Raw genomic sequence first — 16,804 nt, 5'->3', positions numbered from 1 at the left:
TGGGACGAACGCCGGTCGGTCGACACGAACTGCCCGCGCTTCCCGTTCCGCTCACGATCGCTAAAAGATCGCCCGCATCCAAACCAAGAAAGCTCCCGCGCGTGAACACCCTCATCGTCATCCTCGGGGCCGGCCTCGGCGGCGGGTTTCGCCATGGGGTCAACGTCGCGGTGGCGCGGCTGCTGCCGGGGCTCGGGTTTCCCCTGGCGACCCTGGTCATCAACGTGCTCGGCTCCTTCCTGATGGGGGTGCTGGCCGAGGGGTTCGCGCTGCGCGGCGCCGCCTCCCACCCGGCGCGGCTGTTCCTGACCACGGGGGTGCTGGGGGGCTTCACCACCTTCTCGACCTTCTCGCTCGACGCGGTCGCCCTCTACCAGCGCGGGGAGACGGGGGCGGCCATGGCCTACGTCCTGGCCTCGGTGGCGGCCGGGCTGCTCGGCCTCGTGGCGGGGCTCGCCCTGGTCCGGGCGGTGCTGTCGGGCGCCCCGTGAGCGCGGACGCGGTCGAGGCCCTGCTGCGCGGGGCGCTCGCCTGCCCGGACACGGCCTGGAGCCTCGGCAGCTTCGGGGCGGCGGCGACGTTTTCGCGCGATCCGGACGAGCCCGTCCGGGCGCTGCCCGACGACCGCCTCGGCCTTTCCACCGCCCGCGGTGCCGTGGCCCTGCGGATCGTGCCGGGCCTGCGCCCGCTCGCCTACGAGACCGGGTTCGCGGGGGGCTGGAACCACGCCGTGGCCCTGTGCCTGCCCGAGGAATCCTGCGCGATGGGCCGCCGGACCGTCGTGACCGAACTCGGGCCGGACGGGGCGGCCGCGCGCACGCAGGACCGGGGAGACGTGCTGTTCGACCTCGGCCTGGGGCTCGCGGCGGTCGACGCCTGCCTGCGCACGCGGGACCCGCAGGCCCTGGCCTGCCTGCGGGCCGGCGCGGGCCGGCCCCTGTTCGCCCCCGGCAACCCGATCCTCCAGAACCTCGCCGCGCTCGGCCCCCACCGGGTGTTTTGCGCACGGATCGGCCGCATCGAGGTCTACGCGCCGATCCCGCCGGAGGGCGGCCCGACGCCCGCGGGGCCGCGCACCCACGTCCTGCCGCAGATCCTGAAGGCCGGGCGCACGCATGCGGCCACCGCGCCGATCCCGGCGGGCCGGGTGCCCTGCGCGGCGCTCCACCCGCCCCACCCCTGCAAGGACGCGGCGGGCAGGCCGATCCCGTTCGATCCGGGGCGCCACGCGGCCTTCCAGGCCCTGCTCGCCGCCTGGGGCGACCCGCACCTCCTGGCGATCAAGCATGCCGCGGCCATCGGGGGAGCGCTACCGGAGACGGGCGCGTCCCGCCGCCACGCCCACTCGGCCCGGCGGGCGGCCGAGGCCCAGGCGCGCCATCTCGCGGTCGTGGAGGACTGCCTGAACGGTCCGGGTTGAATGCCCGATCCGCGGCTGTTAGCTAGCAGGCTGCGGGCCGGTGTAGCACAGCGGTAGTGCAGCGGTTTTGTAAACCGAAGGTCGGGAGTTCGATCCTCTCCACCGGCACCACCCTCCGGCCGAGCCTCATCCGATCCCCTGCGGCCTCCCATCCGGGCCCGGACGACGGCTTCGACGCACCTGCAAGCCAGGCAGTCAGACATCGTTCAGTTACAATCGGTCATACGACAGACAAGGCCAAGTCATTGCCCGACTCAAAGGCCAAGCTTGATTTATGTTAGTTTAGCACTGCATTTTCGGATCGGCCGCGTCGGGCGGATTAAGATTTGATGAATGCTGCTTTCAGACAGCATTAAATCGTCAGCGCCTAGCACCGCGTCGCCAAGGCGGCAGGCCCCTCAGGGCCGCGCCGCACGGCATCGGATCGGCCCGGCACGCCCGGACGGTCTCCGAGCCGTTCCATGGGTCCGCCGGCCGCCGCCGGCCCGGCCGGAAGGAAGCCCGCGCGATGATGCAGACAGCCGCCCCCGTCGGCACGCCCCCCGGCGCGGATACCGAGATGCGCGACCTGTTGCTGGGCGCGATCCCGGCGCTCAGGGCCTTCGCCTTCTCCCTCACCTACGACCTCGACCGCTCCGACGACCTCGTGCAGGACACCCTGATGCGGGCCTGGACCAAGGCGGACAGCTTCCGCCGCGGCACCAACCTGACGGCGTGGCTGTTCACCATCCTGCGCAACCTGTTCTATTCCGAGCAGCGCAAGCGCAAGCGCGAGGTCGAGGATGCCGACGGGGTGCTGGCCGGGCGGCTGGCGACCCTGCCCGAGCAGGAGGTCCGCGTGGAGATGGGGGAGTTCCGCAGCGCCCTGGACCTGCTGCCCTTCGCCCAGCGCGAGGCCCTGGTCCTCGTCGGCGCCCAGAACTTCACCTACGAGGAGGCCGCCGAGATCTGCGGCGTCGCCGTGGGCACGATCAAGAGCCGGGTCAGCCGGGCGCGGGGGCGGCTGATCGAGGCGCTCGGCATGGACGGGACCGGCGACATCGGCACCGACGCGCGCACCCGCGCCGCCCTGGACCACGCCTGAGACCGAGCCTCGGCGCCCCTTCGTCGGCGCCTCTTCGACCGATCGATCTCCTCGGATTTCGCATCCTGAGGTTAAGTGAAGCAACCGACTCCGAAATCGGATCGTCTCCCGAGACCGCCGGCAGAGTCTCTTCAAGCTTCCATTGTGTGGACGCATCCAGGACCGAGACTTAGCCCGGGTAATGTTCACGCATTGTCAACACCGGGACCCTAGGCTGATGCCCAGAGGTCGATGATGTCGTGGAAGGTCGGCGCAGCCTGCGCGCTCGCGGTGCTGGTATTCGGGTTGGCGGACCCCTTCGCGAAGGTGTCCGCGCCCGCCAACGCGGTGTCGGCCGCCCCGCCCCGCGCGGTCTGGCGCGCGGGCTTCGCCAAGCCGGCCGCGATCCCGTTTCCCGAGGACAACCCCTACACCCCGCAAAAGGCCGAACTCGGCCGCAGGCTGTTCTTCGATCCGATCCTCTCGGGCGACGGCTCGCGCGCCTGCGTGAGCTGCCACCTGCCCGACCGCGGCTGGTCGGACGGGCGCCCCCGCGCCCGCAGCCGCCAGGATTCCGACCTCGACCTGCACACCCCGACCGTGCTCAACCTCGCCTGGCAGGAGGGCCGCCTCGGCTGGGACGGCAAGTTCCGCGACCTCGAATCGGTGGCCTTCATGCCGATCACCGCGCCGGGCAACATGAACCTGCCGGTGCCCGAGGCCCTGCGCCGCATCGGCGCGGACGCCTCCTACGTCCAGGCCTTCGGACGGGCCTTCGAGGACGGGACGGTCACGCAAGGTCGCGTCGAGGCGGCGCTGGCCACCTTCCAGCGCCTCATCGTCTCCGGCCCGAGCCCCTTCGACCGCTGGATCGCGGGCGACGAGGCGGCCATCCCCGAGCCGGCCAAGCGCGGCTTCGACCTGTTCAACGGCCGGGCCAACTGCGCCGCCTGCCACGGCGGCTGGTCCTTCAGCGACGGGTCGTTCCACGACATCGGCACGGGCCGGGACGAGGATGTCGGGCGGGGGCGCTTCGTGCCGAACTCGACGGCCCTGCGCTACGCCTTCAAGACGCCGGGCCTGCGCGACGTGGCCCGGCGGGCCCCCTTCATGCACGACGGCTCCCTGGCGAGCCTGGAGGCGGTGGTCGACCTCTACGACCGCGGCGGCATCGCGCGCCCGAGCCGCTCCCGCGACATCCGCCCCCTCGGCCTCACCGCCGCCGAGCGGGCCGACCTGGTCGCCTTCCTCGGGACGCTGACCTCGGACGAGCCCGGCGGCACCGCGCTGGCGGAGTTCGGGCCCGCGCCGCCGAAGCCCTGAGGCTTCTCATTTCGATTGATGCCCCCCAGGCGGCGTCCTCGCCGGCCCGCAGGAATGAGCCGCGTCGCGGACCGGGGGTTTCTAGGGAATCTCGGCGTCCGTTCGACTATCGACTCCCACACATCCCCTCATCCTGAGGTGCTGCGAAGCAGCCTCGAAGGAGGCCTCCAGTTGTCGTCGAGACATCTGGGGGCCTCCTTCGAGGCCTCCACGTCGTGGAAGCACCTCAGGATGAGGAATTTGTTGGGATCGATTGGTGGAGCGGCCGATCGTTTCGACTGGCTTGCCGGACCGGCGCCCACGTCTGCCACGAACAGTCTATCGGAACAGCGGCAGGCCCGCGCCGAGGAGGGCCAGCCCCGAGACCAGCAGCAGGCCGCTGCCGGTCTCGAACGCCTGCATGCGCAGGCCCGCCCGCGGTGCGAGGGCGGCCAGGGCGATCCCGAGCCCGAGGCAGGGCAGACTTGCCAGACCGATCATCCGCGTCCCCTCGGCCTTGACGACGCCCAGGCGGGCGTCGGAGCGGCAGCGTGCGCGAGAATGCCTGAACGAAGGATTGCCCGCTTCCCGGGCGCCGCCCGGCATGGTTAACTCCGCAAGTCGGTGCCATCGCAGAGTTCTGCACGCTACCCACAGCGTTAACCTTTCGGAAAGCCGTGTTAACAAATCGTTCGCATTGCCGCGCGGAGTCTACGTAAATAGCGAGGTAACCACGACGTTGCTTCGCCGAGCGAGGGTCCGATGCGGTCTTGCAGGACGAGTTGGTCCTCTCCCCTCTCAGCCGCAGCCCTCGCCCTGCCGCTGGGCCTCCTCGCCACGGGCGAGGCCAGCGCCCACGTCAAGTGGTTCTGCGCCTTCGACGTGGCCGGCCAGCCCCGCGGCCTGGAGCAGGTGCTCTGCGCCGACTTCGAGTGGCTGGCGGCCCTGTCCATCCTGTGCCTGATGTTCGGTTGCCTGGCCGAGGGTACGCCGCTCGGGACCAGCCTGCTGAACGCCCTGGACCGCGTCACCACGCGGCTGCGCACCGACACCGAACTGCTGGTCCGGGCGACGCTGGGCTTCTTCTTCGTCTCCCTCTGGACGCTGGGCGGCATCATCCTCACCCCCGAACTGAAGACGGATGCGAGCTGGATACCCTGGCTGCAGCTCGCCATCGCCGCCTGCCTGATCTGGCGCAGGACCATGCCGCTGGCCGGCGCCGGGATCGTGTTCCTGTTCGGCTTCGCCACCTGGCAGTACGGCGCCTTCCACCTGGCCGACTACCCGGTCTTCCTCGGCGTCGCCGCCTACCTGATCCTGACGGGGCTCGACCGCACCCTCTACGGCATCCGTCCGATCGACGTGGTGCGGGCCGCCGCCGCCGTCACCCTGATGTGGGCCTCGGTCGAGAAGTGGGCCTATCCGGACTGGACCGCGCCGCTCCTGGCCGCCAAGCCCGCCATGACGCTGGGCGCCTCTCCGGAGCTGTTCATGAAGGCCGCCGGCGTCATCGAGTTCACCCTCGCCTTCGCCCTGATCTGGACCCCCCTGGTGCGCCGCACCGCCGCCATCATCCTGGCCGCGATCTTCGTCTCCGCGGTGTTCGAGTTCGGCAAGGTCGACATGATCGGGCATTCCGGCATCATCGTCGTGCTCATCGGCATCGCCGCCGACGACAGGCGGGTCGCCGCCACCCGCCGGGACGTGGTGCTGGCCCCGGCCTATTACGGCGCGGCGCTGGCCGGCTTCCTCGCCCTCTACTATGTCGGCCACAGCCTCCTGTTCGCCCCGCTCACCGCCGCGCCGGTGATCTGACGGCACCCCACGCATCGGCCGGGCCGGGGCGTCTCCCATCGGAGGCGCCCCGACCGCATTCTCGGATGACCCAAGCTTGGCAAAGGCGCGCCTCCGGCGAACCCCGACCCTCCGCCGCCTGGTTCCGGCCCTCGGCCTCGCGGTGCTGGCCGCCGGGTTCGGCCTCGCGGTGGTTCGGGGCGAGGAGCCGGGCGGGATCGACGAGGTCTGGGCCCTGCTGTTCGGGCCGCCGGACCTCGGCCCGGTCGACTTCCCCACCCTGACGCGCAGCCGCTGGCCGGTGGACGCGCTGGCCTGCCCGGCCGGGCATTGCCGCACCGCGCAGGCCGACCTCGTCCCGCCGGTCCTGGCCGTGCCCGGCGCGCGCCTGCGGGCCATCGTCGCGGCGGTGGCCGCCGAGACGCCGGGCACCGACCTCGTCTTCCAGGCCCGCTGGGCGGAGGAGGACCGCTACCTCGTCCGCACCGGCCCCTTGCGGCTGCCGGACACGGTCAACGTCGCGATCGTCGGCGCGGGCGAGGGCCGCTCGACCGTGGCGCTCTACGCCCGCAGCCAGGGCGTGCTCACCGATTTCGGGCACAACCGCGCCCGCCTCGCCCGCTGGCTGGCGCGGATCGAGGACCTGGCGCGGGCCGAGGCGCGGCCGTGACCCTCTTCAACGCCCGGCCAGCAGCGGCCCGAACACGTCGATGAGGCCGTTGATGGTGATCTGCGTGCCCACGCACAGGAGCAGGAAGGCGAAGAGGCGCCCGAGCACGCGGGCGCCGATGGGGCCGATCAGGCTCACCACCCGGTCGGCCGAGGCGTAGATCAATGCCACCGTCGCGGCCACGCCCAGGGCGGCGAGCGAGACGCCGACGTAGAAGCCGAGCCGGTCGGCCATCGCGGCCGGCCGGTTCGAGCCGAGCGTGATCGCCACCGCGATGGTGCCGGGCCCGGTGGTGAAGGGCAGGGTCAGGGGGAAGAAGGCGATCTCGGCCAGGGGGTCGGCCGCGCGCCTGCGCTCGGCGGGGCTCGCGGCCTCCGGGTTGGCGCCCGCATCGGCCGCCTTGCCGGCGGCGACCTGATCGGTCGAGGAGGCGGCCTCCGCCTGCTTGCGGGCCTCGCGGGTCTCCGGCCGGTTGAGCAGGCCCCAGGCCGAGGCGCCGACCACGAGGCCGCCGGCAATGCGGAGCGCGCCCAGCGAGACGCCGAAGAAGTTCAGGATCGGCGCCCCGGCCCAGAGCGCCGCGATCATGATCATCGCCGCGTAGAGGCCGATCCGGCGGGAGAGCACCACGCGGTCGGCATGGCTGTAGGCCGCCGTCACCTGCGCGAAGACCAGCGCCCCGCCCACGGGGTTGACGATCGAGAACAGGCTCGAGAGGGCGAGCAGGAACTGCTGGATGGCCGCCTCGACGCTCATGCACCCGCCCCAACGCCCCGGTCGCGGGCCTATAGCATCGACCGCGGCCGGACACCCCGCCGGATCGCAAAAGAATCAGCCGGGGGAGGGGGCGGGCACGAGGACGCGGGCAGGCGCCAGGCGGCGGGCGCGGCGGACCTGCTGCACGGCGATGGGCCGGTAGAGCTGCTTGGTGGCGTGGACCACGTGCAGGCCGGCGAACGGCAGGGAGAGGCCGGTGCCGAAGCGCTCCCAGGCGCCGGCCATCTGCAGCATCAGGCGCGAGCGCACGGGGGGCATGTAGAGGGTCTCGGCCCAGTCCTCCGGCGAGAACAGGGTGTCGCGCATCAGCCGGCCGAGCTGCGAGCGGCTGTAGGGCTGGCCGTGGCCGAAGGGCGTCGCCTCCCGCCGGGCCCAGACCCCGCGGCGGTTGGGCACCACCAGGATCATCCGGCCGCCGGGCGTCAGGGTGCGCCAGACCTCCTGGAGCAGTTCGGTCGGGCTCTCGACGGATTCCAGCGCGTGGACCAGGATCACCCGGTCCACGGCCGATTCCGGCAGGGGCATCATGGTCGGGTCGGCCAGCGCCGCGCAGGAGCGGCCGGTGCCCGGCCAGTTCACCACCCCCTGGGTGGCCGGCATGAAGGCCAGCGTCCGCTCGGCGATGCAGTGGACCGGCCCGAGATAGGGCACGGCGTAGCCCAGCCCGAGGACGCGCAGGCCAGAGACCGAGCCGAGGTAGCCGTGGATCGCGCGTGCCACGATGCGGTGCGTCACGGCGCCGAGCGGCGTGGCGTAGAAGGCCCTCAGGTCGGTGACGTCGAGGCGCATGGGAGGAGAACGCGACCAGGGGAATCGTTCCGAGGCCGCGCCGGCCCCTGGACCCCTTGAATGGGGAGCGCGGACGCCCGGGGCAAGCGCTGCGCCCGGAACTCCGGGCCTCGGCACCGGTTCTCCGCGGAGATTTTCGTCCGATCTTGCAGTTCACGCCCGGAGACGCTCCCATGGCCGCCGAGACGGAGATCCGCACCTTCCTCTGCCGCAGCGACAACATCGGCGTGCTGATCCGCGACACCGCCACCGGCGCCTGCGCGGCCATCGACGTGCCGGAGGCGGAGCCGCTGCTGAGGCTGCTGGACGAGACCGGCTGGACGCTCTCCGACATCCTGGTCACGCACCGCCACGGGGACCACGTCGAGGGCATCCCCGCGGTCAAGCGCGCGACCGGCGCCCGCGTGACCGCGCCGGCCAAGGCCGGGGACGCGGTGCCGGAGGTCGACGCCACGGTCGTCGAGGGCGACACGGTGCGCGTGGGCAGCCTGTCGGCCCAGGTCTGGGAGACGCCGGGGCACTGCGCCGACCACGTCACCTACTGGTTCGAGGCGGCGGGCCTCGTCTGCGCAGGCGACGTGCTCTTCACCCTCGGCTGCGGCCGGGTGATGGAGAGCCCGCCCGAGACCCTGTGGCGCTCCCTGGAGCGCTTCCTGCCCCTGCCCGACGCGACGCAGGTGTTCAGCGGGCACGACTACGTACTCTCCAACGCCCGCTTCGCGCTGGCCGCCGACCCCGACAACGAGACCCTGCGGCGGCGGGCCGCCGAGGCCGAGCGGGCGGCGGCGGAGGGCCGGTTCCTGATCCCCTCGACCCTGGGCGCGGAGCGGGCGACGAACCCGTTCCTGCGCAGCGGCGAGCCGGCGCTCGCCCGCGCGGTCGGTCTCCCGTCGGGCAGCGACCCGGCCGCCGTGTTCACGGCGTTGCGGGCCTGGAAGAACCGTTTCTGAGCCGGCTATCGCCGCGGCACGCGAAAGGGTCTACGATTTTTCGCCTGATAGGGCCGGTTCGGTGGCCGCCAATCCTACTTATAGGGGGATACTCAAGAAAAATTTGTTGCGTTCTCAAGGAGAAATGAAGATAGGAACCTAGAGCGGCTACAAGAAACCGCCTTGCCGAGCAGCCTCCCGGGGGGAGACTGAATGTTCACGGAAGCGTCGGATCGCTTCATACGGTCAGATGGGGGTTCGTCTCGCCCTACCACCTCTCCTCCGCTCGCCTGCCACTTCCTTTTCTGCAACCGGAATCGGATCGGCCGCTCGACGATGCCGTCGAGACGGGCAAGACATCGCCGGGGACGCCGCCGCCGCGAAGCGGCCGTTCACCCGGCCTGCGCCCACGCGTCGCACCCGTCTCCGCCGATGTCCGACTCCTCGGCATCGCCACGGAACATCTCGCCCGCCTGGGCCCCAAACGCGTGACGGTGGTGGCCGTCGCGGCCGAGGCCGGCATGACGCACGCCAACGTCTACCGCTACTTCCCGTCGAAGGACGCCCTGCTCGACGCCGTGGCCGGGCGCTGGCTGCGGGACGTGGAGTCGCGGCTGGCGGGCATCGCCGACGCCCCCGACCCGGCCGACGACAAGATCGAGCGGCTGCTCACGGCGCTGGCCACGATGCAGCGCGACGCGCTCTCCGACGAGCCGAACCTGTTCGCCGTCCACCTCGACGCCACCGTCGCCGCCCGCCCCATCGCCCGCCGGCACCGGGTGCGCCTGCGCAGCCTGGTCGAGCGCGTGGTGGAGGAAGGCATGGCGGCCGGCACCTTCTCGGCCCGGGACCGGGAGCGGGCCATCGCCTACATCTTCGACGCGAGCTACCGCTTCACCCATCCCCTGGCGATCCAGCACGATGCGGACGTGCCGCGGGACCTCGTCGACGTCCGCTTCGGCGCCGTGATCCACGCGATCCAGCGGGTCCTGCGCTCCGGCGTGCTCTGACGACGACGGACGGCGGTGCGTTCGATCGCACGGCCGCCGGCCGCCCGTGCGACCGCGCTCGGCACCGCTGATCCTATCGCGACACGGACGAAAATCCTGGGTCTTCCCACCCCCCTCATCCCGAGGTCCTTTCGCGCAGCGGAAGCCTCGAAGGCGTCCTTTACGGATCGCGCGACTTCTGAAACTCTCCGTCGAAGCCCGTTCGCGCGGGTACCTCTGGAGGGGGGATCTTCTGGGATCAGACGGTCGATCCGCCGGTATGATCCCTGCCAGGGTGCGCAATAGTGCCGCACCCTGATCGCGACCGCCTTCCGCGACGGCGCTGCAACCCGAAATGACAAGTCCAAATAACTGTCATCGAAGCTTTGCCGCGCAAGCGTGTGCGCCGCGGCGCACCTAAGACCTTCCCCGGCCTGAATTATTCGCGGGACCGCGGCTCCCCTCGGCCCGGGCGTCTGGCCCGAACCCTGCTTACCGGAACCGTCGTCGGGTTGATGCTGCGGTGCTTTTCCGCCACACAACCGCGCAGATTCAGACCGGCGGCGGATCGTCCCCAGCGCCGGGCCCGAGGCGGACATCGCGCCCGCGTCGTCGCCTCGCGCGTGCCCCAGGCGCCACGCCCTCACCAAGACACCTTATCGAGACGCAACGGAGATTTCCCGCACATGGCACGCAGCAAGATCGCGCTCATCGGCGCCGGCCAGATCGGCGGCACCCTGGCCCACCTCGCGGGGCTGAAGGAGCTGGGCGACGTCGTGCTGTTCGACATCGCCGACGGCGTGCCCCAGGGCAAGGGCCTCGACATCGCCGAGTCCGCCCCCGTCGACGGCTTCGACGCCAAGTTCTCGGGCGCGAGCGACTATGCGGCGATCGAAGGCGCCGACGTGGTGATCGTCACCGCCGGCGTGCCGCGCAAGCCCGGCATGAGCCGCGACGACCTGATCGGCATCAACCTCAAGGTCATGGAGGCCGTCGGCAACGGCATCAAGCAATATGCCCCGGACGCCTTCGTCATCTGCATCACCAACCCGCTCGACGCGATGGTCTGGGCCCTGCAGAAGTTCTCCGGGCTGCCCCCGCACAAGATCGTCGGCATGGCCGGCGTGCTCGATTCCGCCCGCTTCCGCCACTTCCTGGCCGAGGAGTTCGGCGTCTCGGTCGAGGACGTGACCGCCTTCGTGCTGGGCGGCCACGGCGACGACATGGTGCCGCTGGTGCGCTACTCCACCGTGGCCGGCGTGCCCCTGCCCGACCTGGTCAAGCTCGGCTGGACGACACAGGAGAAGCTCGACGCCATGGTCGAGCGCACCCGGAAGGGCGGCGGCGAGATCGTCAACCTGCTCAAGACCGGCTCGGCCTTCTACGCGCCGGCCGCGTCCGCCATCGCCATGGCCGAGAGCTACCTGCGCGACAAGAAGCGGGTGCTGCCCTGCGCGGCGCACCTCTCCGGCCAGTACGGCATCGACGGCCTGTTCATCGGCGTGCCGATCGTGATCGGCGCCGGCGGCGTCGAGCGGGTGCTGGAGGTCGAGTTCAACGCCGACGAGAAGGCGATGTTCGACAAGTCCATCGCCTCGGTGAAGGGCCTGATCGAGGCGTGCAAGGGCGTGAATGCGTCGCTGGCGTGAGAAGAGGCGAATAGCGAGTAGGGAGTAGCGAGGAGAAGGCCCATCGGCCTCCGCTGTCCCGCCCGACTATTCGCGATTCGCGATTCCCTATTCGCCCGGAGAAGCCCGATGAACATCCACGAATACCAGGCCAAGGCGGTGCTGAAGGAGTTCGGTCTGCCGGTCTCCCGCGGCGTGCCGATCTTCAAGCCGGAAGAGGCCGAGGCGGCCGCCAAGGAGCTCGGCGGCCCGGTCTGGGTGGTGAAGAGCCAGATCCACGCGGGCGGGCGCGGCAAGGGCACCTTCAAGGGCGCGCCGGCGGGCGCCAAGGGCGGCGTGCGCGTCACCAAGTCGATCGACGAGGTGAAGCTCTACGCCGGCGAGATGCTGGGCCAGACGCTGGTCACGATCCAGACCGGCGAGGCCGGCAAGCAGGTCAACCGCCTCTACATCGAGGAAGGCGCGCAGATCGCCGAGGAGTTCTACCTCTCGATGCTGGTCGACCGCGAGACCGGGCAGATCGCCTTCGTCGTCTCGACGGAGGGCGGCATGGACATCGAGACCGTGGCCCACGACACGCCGGAGAAGATCGTCACCTTCTCGGTCGATCCGGCCACCGGCATCATGCCCCACCACGGCCGGGCGGTCGCCAAGGCCCTGGGGCTCTCCGGCGCCCAGGCCAAGGAGGCGGGCGACCTCACGGCCAAGCTCTACGCGGCGTTCACCGCCAAGGACATGAGCATGCTGGAGATCAACCCGCTCGTGCTCACCGGCGACGGCCACCTCAAGTGCCTCGACGCCAAGATCTCCTTCGACTCCAACGCCCTCTACCGCCACCCCGACATCGTGGCCCTGCGCGACGAGACCGAGGAGGACGCCAAGGAGATCGAGGCCTCCAAGTACGACCTCGCCTACATCGCGCTCGACGGCACCATCGGCTGCATGGTCAACGGCGCCGGGCTGGCCATGGCGACGCTGGACATCATCAAGCTCTACGGCGAGGAGCCGGCCAACTTCCTCGACGTGGGCGGCGGCGCCTCGGAGGAGAAGGTCACGGCGGCCTTCAAGATCATCACCGCCGACCCGCAGGTGAAGGGCATCCTCGTCAACATCTTCGGCGGGATCATGAAGTGCGACGTGATCGCCCGCGGGGTGATCGCGGCGGTGAAGGCGGTGGGCCTCGAAGTCCCCCTGGTGGTGCGGCTCGAAGGCACCAACGTCGAGGAGGGCAAGGAGATCATCCGCAGCTCGGGCCTCAACGTGATCCCGGCGGACGACCTCGACGACGCCGCCCAGAAGATCGTCGCCGCCGTGAAGAAGGGCTGAAGCCGATGTCCATCCTCATCGACGCGAACACAAAAGTCATCTGCCAGGGCTTCACCGGCAAGAACGGCACCTTCCACTCCGAGCAGGCGCTCAGCTACGGCACCAAGATGGTCGGCGGCACCTCGCCGGGCAAAGGCGGGGCCACGCATCTCGGCCTGCCGGTCTTCGACACGGTGGCCGAGGCCCGCGAGGCCACCGGCGCCGACGCCAGCGTGGTCTACGTGCCCCCGCCGGGCGCGGCCGACGCCATCTGCGAGGCGATCGCTGCCGAGATCCCGCTCATCGTCTGCATCACGGAAGGGATTCCGGTGCTCGACATGGTGCGGGTCAAGCGCGCGCTGGAGGGCTCGAAGTCGCGCCTCATCGGCCCGAACTGCCCCGGCGTCGTCACCGCAGGCGAATCGAAGATCGGCATCATGCCGGCCAACATCTTCAAGCGCGGCTCGGTGGGCATCGTCTCGCGCTCGGGCACGCTGACCTACGAGGCGGTGTTCCAGACCTCGACGGCGGGCCTGGGCCAGACCACGGCGGTCGGCATCGGCGGCGACCCGGTCAAGGGTACCGAGTTCATCGCCATGCTGGAGCTGTTCCTGGCCGACCCGAAGACCGAGTCGATCGTGATGATCGGCGAGATCGGCGGCTCGGCCGAGGAAGAGGCCGCGCAGTTCATCGCTGACGAGGCCAAGCGCGGCCGCAAGAAGCCGATGGTGGGCTTCATCGCCGGCCGCACCGCGCCTCCGGGCCGGCGCATGGGGCATGCGGGCGCCATCATCTCCGGCGGCAAGGGCGGCGCCGAGGACAAGATCGCGGCGATGGAGGCGGCGGGCATCCGCGTCTCGCCCTCTCCCGCCCGCCTCGGCTCGACGCTGGTCGAGGTGCTCAAGGGCTGAGCGGGGCTGCTTTTTTCGCGCGCGGCAGGCTTGCGGCTCTCGCACGGCCCGGCCGCCCATATGACTCGCGGGGCGGCCCCGGCCGCCCCGCCCGACACGGACAATGCACCGGCAGGCGGCCTCGGCGAGGCCGGAGGGACGCGTGTCGCGTCGCCGATGCGGGACAGCGGCGGCTCGCGCAGGCGGGACGCCCGAGGAACAGGATGACCGGCCGATGGCACGCCAGGACGTGAACGAAGCGCTCCTCGAAACCTCGTTCCTCTACGGCGGCAACGCCGCCTACATCGAGGAACTCCAGGCGGCCTACGCCCGCAACCCGGCCTCCGTCGACCCCGAGTGGCAGACCTTCTTCAAGGGGCTCGGCGAGGACGAGACCCTGGTGGAGAAGAACGCCGCCGGCGCCTCCTGGCGGAAGCCGAACTGGCCGGTGCCCGCCAACGGCGAGATCGTCTCGGCGATGGACGGCAACTGGGGCGCCCTGGAGAAGGCGATCGGCGAGAAGATCGTCGCCAAGGGCGAGGCCAAGCCCGGCAAGCCCGTCGACGGCACGAGCGTCGTCGCCCGCACCGGCGTCTCGGTGGAGCAGGCGACCAAGGATTCCGTGCGCGCGATCATGCTGATCCGCGCCTACCGCATGCGCGGCCACCTGCACGCCAAGCTCGATCCCCTGGGGCTGGCGCCCCGCGGCGACCACGAGGAGCTGCACCCGCAGCATTACGGCTTCCAGGAGCCCGACTGGGACCGGCCGATCTTCCTCGACAACGTGCTGGGCCTCGAATTCGGCACCATCCGCGAGATCGTCGGTATCCTGGAGCGGACCTACTGCCAGACGCTGGGCGTCGAGTTCATGCACATCTCCGATCCGGCCGAGAAGGCGTGGATTCAGGAGCGCATCGAGGGCAAGGACAAGGAGATTTCCTTCACCCCCGAAGGCCGCCGCGCGATCCTCAACAAATTGATCGAGGCCGAGGGCTTCGAGAAGTTCCTGGACCTCAAGTACACCGGCACCAAGCGCTTCGGCCTCGACGGCTCGGAGGCGATGGTCCCGGCGCTGGAACAGATCATCAAGCGCGGCGGTGCGCTCGGCGTGCGCGAGATCGTGCTCGGCATGGCCCATCGCGGCCGGCTCAACGTGCTCACCAACGTGATGGCCAAGCCCTTCCGGGCGGTGTTCAACGAGTTCAAGGGCGGCTCGGCCTCGCCCGCCGAGGTCGAGGGCTCGGGCGACGTCAAGTACCACCTCGGCGCCTCCTCGGACCGCGCCTTCGACGGCAACAACGTCCACCTCTCGCTCACCGCCAACCCGTCCCACCTGGAGATCGTCGATCCGGTGGTGCTGGGGAAGGTGCGGGCCAAGCAGGACCAGCGGGCCAAGCCCGACATCCAGCGCTCCGGCGTGCTGCCGCTGCTGATCCACGGCGACGCGGCCTTCGCCGGCCAGGGCGTGGTGGCCGAGTGCCTCGGCCTGTCCGGCCTCAAGGGCCACCGCACCGGCGGCTCGATCCACTTCATCATCAACAACCAGATCGGCTTCACCACCGACCCCCGGTTCTCGCGCTCCTCCCCCTATCCGTCCGACGTGGCCAAGATGGTGGAGGCGCCGATCTTCCACTGCAACGGCGACGACCCGGAGGCCGTGACCTTCGCCGCCAAGGTCGCCACCGAGTACCGCCAGAAGTTCGGCAAGCCCGTCGTCATCGACATGCTGTGCTACCGCCGCTTCGGCCACAACGAGGGCGACGAGCCGGCCTTCACCCAGCCGAAGATGTACCAGCGCATCCGCAAGCATCCGACGACGCTGGAGACCTACGGCCGCAAGCTCGTGGAGAACGGCACCCTGAGCCAGGAGGCCCTGGATTCCCGCAAGGCCGAGTTCCGCGCAGTCCTCGACGGCGAGTTGGAGGTCGCGGGCACCTACAAGGCCAACAAGGCCGACTGGCTCGACGGGCGCTGGTCCGGCTTCAAGGCCGTGCACGAGGACGTGGACGACCCCCGCCGCGGGCGCACCGCCGTGCCCCTGGAGACGCTGCGCGAGATCGGCCGGAAGATCACCCAGGCGCCTCCGGGCTTCCACCTGCACCGCACGATCCAGCGCTTCCTCGACAACCGCGCCAAGGCGGTGGAGACGGGCGTCGGCATCGACTGGGCGACCGCCGAGGCGCTGGCCTTCGGCTCGATCCTGGTCGACGGCAACCGGGTCCGGCTCTCGGGCCAGGACGTGGAGCGCGGCACCTTCTCCCAGCGCCACGCCGTGGTGATCGACCAGGAGAACGAGCAGCGCTTCACCCCGCTCAACGCCGTGCAGGAGGGCCAGGCGCCCCTGGAGGTCATCAACTCGATGCTCTCGGAGGAGGCGGTGCTCGGCTTCGAGTACGGCTATTCGCTCGCCGAACCCAATGCCCTGGTGCTGTGGGAGGCGCAGTTCGGCGATTTCGCCAACGGCGCGCAGGTGGTGATCGACCAGTTCATCGCCAGCGGCGAGCGCAAGTGGCTGCGCATGTCCGGCCTCGTGATGCTGCTGCCCCACGGCTACGAGGGCCAGGGGCCGGAGCACTCCTCCGCGCGGCTGGAGCGTTACCTCCAGTCCTGCGCCGAGGACAACATGCAGGTCGCCAACTGCTCGACGCCGGCCAACTACTTCCACATCCTGCGGCGGCAGCTGAAGCGCGACTTCCGCAAGCCGCTGATCCTGATGACCCCCAAATCCCTGCTGCGCCACAAGCGGGCGGTCTCCTCGATCGAGATGATCGCCGACGGCTCGACCTTCCACCGCATCCTCTGGGACGACGCGGAACACGAGGAGGGCGTCAAGCTGGTGCGCGACGACAAGATCCGCCGCGTCGTGCTGTGCTCGGGCAAGGTCTATTACGACCTGTACGAGGAGCGCGAGAAGCGGGGCGTCAACGACGTCTACCTGATGCGCGTCGAGCAGCTCTACCCGTTCCCCCTCAAGGCGCTGGCCAACGAGATGGGCCGCTTCCGCAACGCGGAGGTGGTCTGGTGCCAGGAGGAGCCCAAGAACATGGGCGCCTGGGCCTTCGTGGAGCCCTACCTCGAATGGGTGCTCGGCCAGGCGAACGCGGCCGCCAAGCGCGCCCGCTACGTCGGACGCCCGGCCTCGGCCTCGACCGCGGTCGGCCAGATGTCGAAGCACCAGGCGCAGCTCCAGGCGTTCCTCAACGAGGCCCTGGCCGTTTAATTTTTACGACTCCGCGGCGGCTCTCCTG

Annotated in this window: 15 protein-coding genes and 1 tRNA gene; 13 read left to right on the top strand and 3 right to left on the bottom strand. The window is 70.5% G+C overall.

Features of this window, described 5'->3' with window-relative positions; genetic code table 11:
* Positions 1-101: 101 nt before the first annotated feature.
* The 5 genes from crcB to COGEMETH_RS05195 all read left to right on the top strand — a co-directional run bounded on the left by crcB (position 102) and on the right by COGEMETH_RS05195 (position 3,806).
* On the top strand, positions 102-491 hold the full coding sequence (gene crcB, locus COGEMETH_RS05215; RefSeq protein WP_238181546.1) for a fluoride efflux transporter CrcB: 390 nt from the start codon (positions 102-104) through the stop codon (positions 489-491).
* A complete protein-coding gene (locus tag COGEMETH_RS05210; RefSeq protein WP_238181545.1) occupies positions 488-1,420 on the top strand; it encodes a DUF6925 family protein in 933 nt (310 codons plus the stop codon). The genes crcB and COGEMETH_RS05210 overlap by 4 nt, the downstream gene beginning before the upstream one ends.
* A gap of 36 nt (positions 1,421-1,456) precedes the next feature.
* Positions 1,457-1,531: transfer RNA gene (locus COGEMETH_RS05205), tRNA-Thr, on the top strand.
* 397 nt (positions 1,532-1,928) lie between these two features.
* On the top strand, positions 1,929-2,504 hold the full coding sequence (locus COGEMETH_RS05200) for a sigma-70 family RNA polymerase sigma factor (protein ID WP_238181544.1): 576 nt from the start codon (positions 1,929-1,931) through the stop codon (positions 2,502-2,504).
* A gap of 234 nt (positions 2,505-2,738) precedes the next feature.
* Positions 2,739-3,806, top strand: coding sequence for a cytochrome-c peroxidase (locus tag COGEMETH_RS05195; protein WP_238181543.1), 1,068 nt, complete (start codon positions 2,739-2,741; stop codon positions 3,804-3,806).
* A 318-nt stretch (positions 3,807-4,124) separates the two neighbouring features.
* Here COGEMETH_RS05195 and COGEMETH_RS05190 read toward each other — a convergent pair whose 3' ends face one another.
* Positions 4,125-4,286 (bottom strand): hypothetical protein, encoded by a 162-nt coding sequence (locus COGEMETH_RS05190; protein ID WP_238181542.1) that lies wholly within the window; start codon positions 4,284-4,286, stop codon positions 4,125-4,127.
* Between the two features lie 261 nt (positions 4,287-4,547).
* Between COGEMETH_RS05190 and COGEMETH_RS05185 the strand changes: the two genes are divergently transcribed.
* Complete coding sequence (locus COGEMETH_RS05185) at positions 4,548-5,600, top strand: hypothetical protein (RefSeq protein ID WP_238181541.1); 1,053 nt, start codon at positions 4,548-4,550, stop codon at positions 5,598-5,600.
* A 76-nt stretch (positions 5,601-5,676) separates the two neighbouring features.
* On the top strand, positions 5,677-6,249 hold the full coding sequence (locus COGEMETH_RS05180; protein WP_238181540.1) for a DUF1499 domain-containing protein: 573 nt from the start codon (positions 5,677-5,679) through the stop codon (positions 6,247-6,249).
* A 6-nt stretch (positions 6,250-6,255) separates the two neighbouring features.
* On the opposite strand, the gene COGEMETH_RS05175 is transcribed toward COGEMETH_RS05180, so the two are convergent.
* Positions 6,256-7,005: a MarC family protein gene (locus tag COGEMETH_RS05175; protein ID WP_238181539.1), complete on the bottom strand. Its 750-nt coding sequence runs from the start codon at positions 7,003-7,005 to the stop codon at positions 6,256-6,258.
* Positions 7,006-7,080: 75 nt separating this feature from the next.
* Positions 7,081-7,815, bottom strand: a complete 735-nt coding sequence (locus COGEMETH_RS05170; RefSeq protein WP_238181538.1) for a methyltransferase domain-containing protein — start codon at positions 7,813-7,815, stop codon at positions 7,081-7,083.
* Positions 7,816-7,988: 173 nt separating this feature from the next.
* Here COGEMETH_RS05170 and gloB point away from each other — a divergent pair, with 173 nt between their 5' ends.
* The 6 genes from gloB (at position 7,989) to COGEMETH_RS05140 (ending at position 16,776) form a co-directional block, all read left to right on the top strand.
* A complete protein-coding gene (gene gloB / locus COGEMETH_RS05165) occupies positions 7,989-8,765 on the top strand; it encodes a hydroxyacylglutathione hydrolase (RefSeq protein ID WP_238181537.1) in 777 nt (258 codons plus the stop codon).
* Between the two features lie 380 nt (positions 8,766-9,145).
* Complete coding sequence (locus COGEMETH_RS05160) at positions 9,146-9,754, top strand: TetR family transcriptional regulator (RefSeq protein ID WP_283214959.1); 609 nt, start codon at positions 9,146-9,148, stop codon at positions 9,752-9,754.
* Positions 9,755-10,419: 665 nt separating this feature from the next.
* A complete protein-coding gene (gene mdh, locus COGEMETH_RS05155; RefSeq protein ID WP_238181535.1) occupies positions 10,420-11,382 on the top strand; it encodes a malate dehydrogenase in 963 nt (320 codons plus the stop codon).
* 108 nt (positions 11,383-11,490) lie between these two features.
* Entirely contained in the window at positions 11,491-12,687 is a 1,197-nt protein-coding gene (sucC, locus tag COGEMETH_RS05150; protein WP_238181534.1) for an ADP-forming succinate--CoA ligase subunit beta, read from the top strand.
* Between the two features lie 5 nt (positions 12,688-12,692).
* Positions 12,693-13,577, top strand: a complete 885-nt coding sequence (gene sucD, locus COGEMETH_RS05145) for a succinate--CoA ligase subunit alpha (protein ID WP_238181533.1) — start codon at positions 12,693-12,695, stop codon at positions 13,575-13,577.
* A gap of 214 nt (positions 13,578-13,791) precedes the next feature.
* Positions 13,792-16,776, top strand: a complete 2,985-nt coding sequence (locus COGEMETH_RS05140) for a 2-oxoglutarate dehydrogenase E1 component (protein ID WP_238181532.1) — start codon at positions 13,792-13,794, stop codon at positions 16,774-16,776.
* Positions 16,777-16,804 lie beyond the last annotated feature (28 nt).

This window comes from Methylobacterium trifolii (assembly GCF_022179685.1).
Taxonomy (GTDB): domain Bacteria; phylum Pseudomonadota; class Alphaproteobacteria; order Rhizobiales; family Beijerinckiaceae; genus Methylobacterium; species Methylobacterium trifolii.
The sequence above is the reverse complement of the archived record's forward strand: the minus strand, read 5'-3'. Positions and strand labels throughout refer to the sequence as shown.

Excerpts from the sequence above, each read along its gene's own strand:
- COGEMETH_RS05140 (WP_238181532.1), top strand. The coding sequence starts at position 13,792 with ATGGCACGCCAGGACGTGAACGAAGCGCTCCTCGAAACCTCGTTCCTC.
- COGEMETH_RS05200 (WP_238181544.1), top strand. The coding sequence starts at position 1,929 with ATGATGCAGACAGCCGCCCCCGTCGGCACGCCCCCCGGCGCGGATACC.
- COGEMETH_RS05195 (WP_238181543.1), top strand. The coding sequence starts at position 2,739 with ATGTCGTGGAAGGTCGGCGCAGCCTGCGCGCTCGCGGTGCTGGTATTC.
- mdh (WP_238181535.1), top strand. The coding sequence starts at position 10,420 with ATGGCACGCAGCAAGATCGCGCTCATCGGCGCCGGCCAGATCGGCGGC.
- COGEMETH_RS05170 (WP_238181538.1), bottom strand. The coding sequence starts at position 7,815 with ATGCGCCTCGACGTCACCGACCTGAGGGCCTTCTACGCCACGCCGCTC.
- COGEMETH_RS05175 (WP_238181539.1), bottom strand. The coding sequence starts at position 7,005 with ATGAGCGTCGAGGCGGCCATCCAGCAGTTCCTGCTCGCCCTCTCGAGC.
- COGEMETH_RS05190 (WP_238181542.1), bottom strand. The coding sequence starts at position 4,286 with ATGATCGGTCTGGCAAGTCTGCCCTGCCTCGGGCTCGGGATCGCCCTG.
- sucC (WP_238181534.1), top strand. The coding sequence starts at position 11,491 with ATGAACATCCACGAATACCAGGCCAAGGCGGTGCTGAAGGAGTTCGGT.
- COGEMETH_RS05185 (WP_238181541.1), top strand. The coding sequence starts at position 4,548 with ATGCGGTCTTGCAGGACGAGTTGGTCCTCTCCCCTCTCAGCCGCAGCC.
- gloB (WP_238181537.1), top strand. The coding sequence starts at position 7,989 with ATGGCCGCCGAGACGGAGATCCGCACCTTCCTCTGCCGCAGCGACAAC.
- sucD (WP_238181533.1), top strand. The coding sequence starts at position 12,693 with ATGTCCATCCTCATCGACGCGAACACAAAAGTCATCTGCCAGGGCTTC.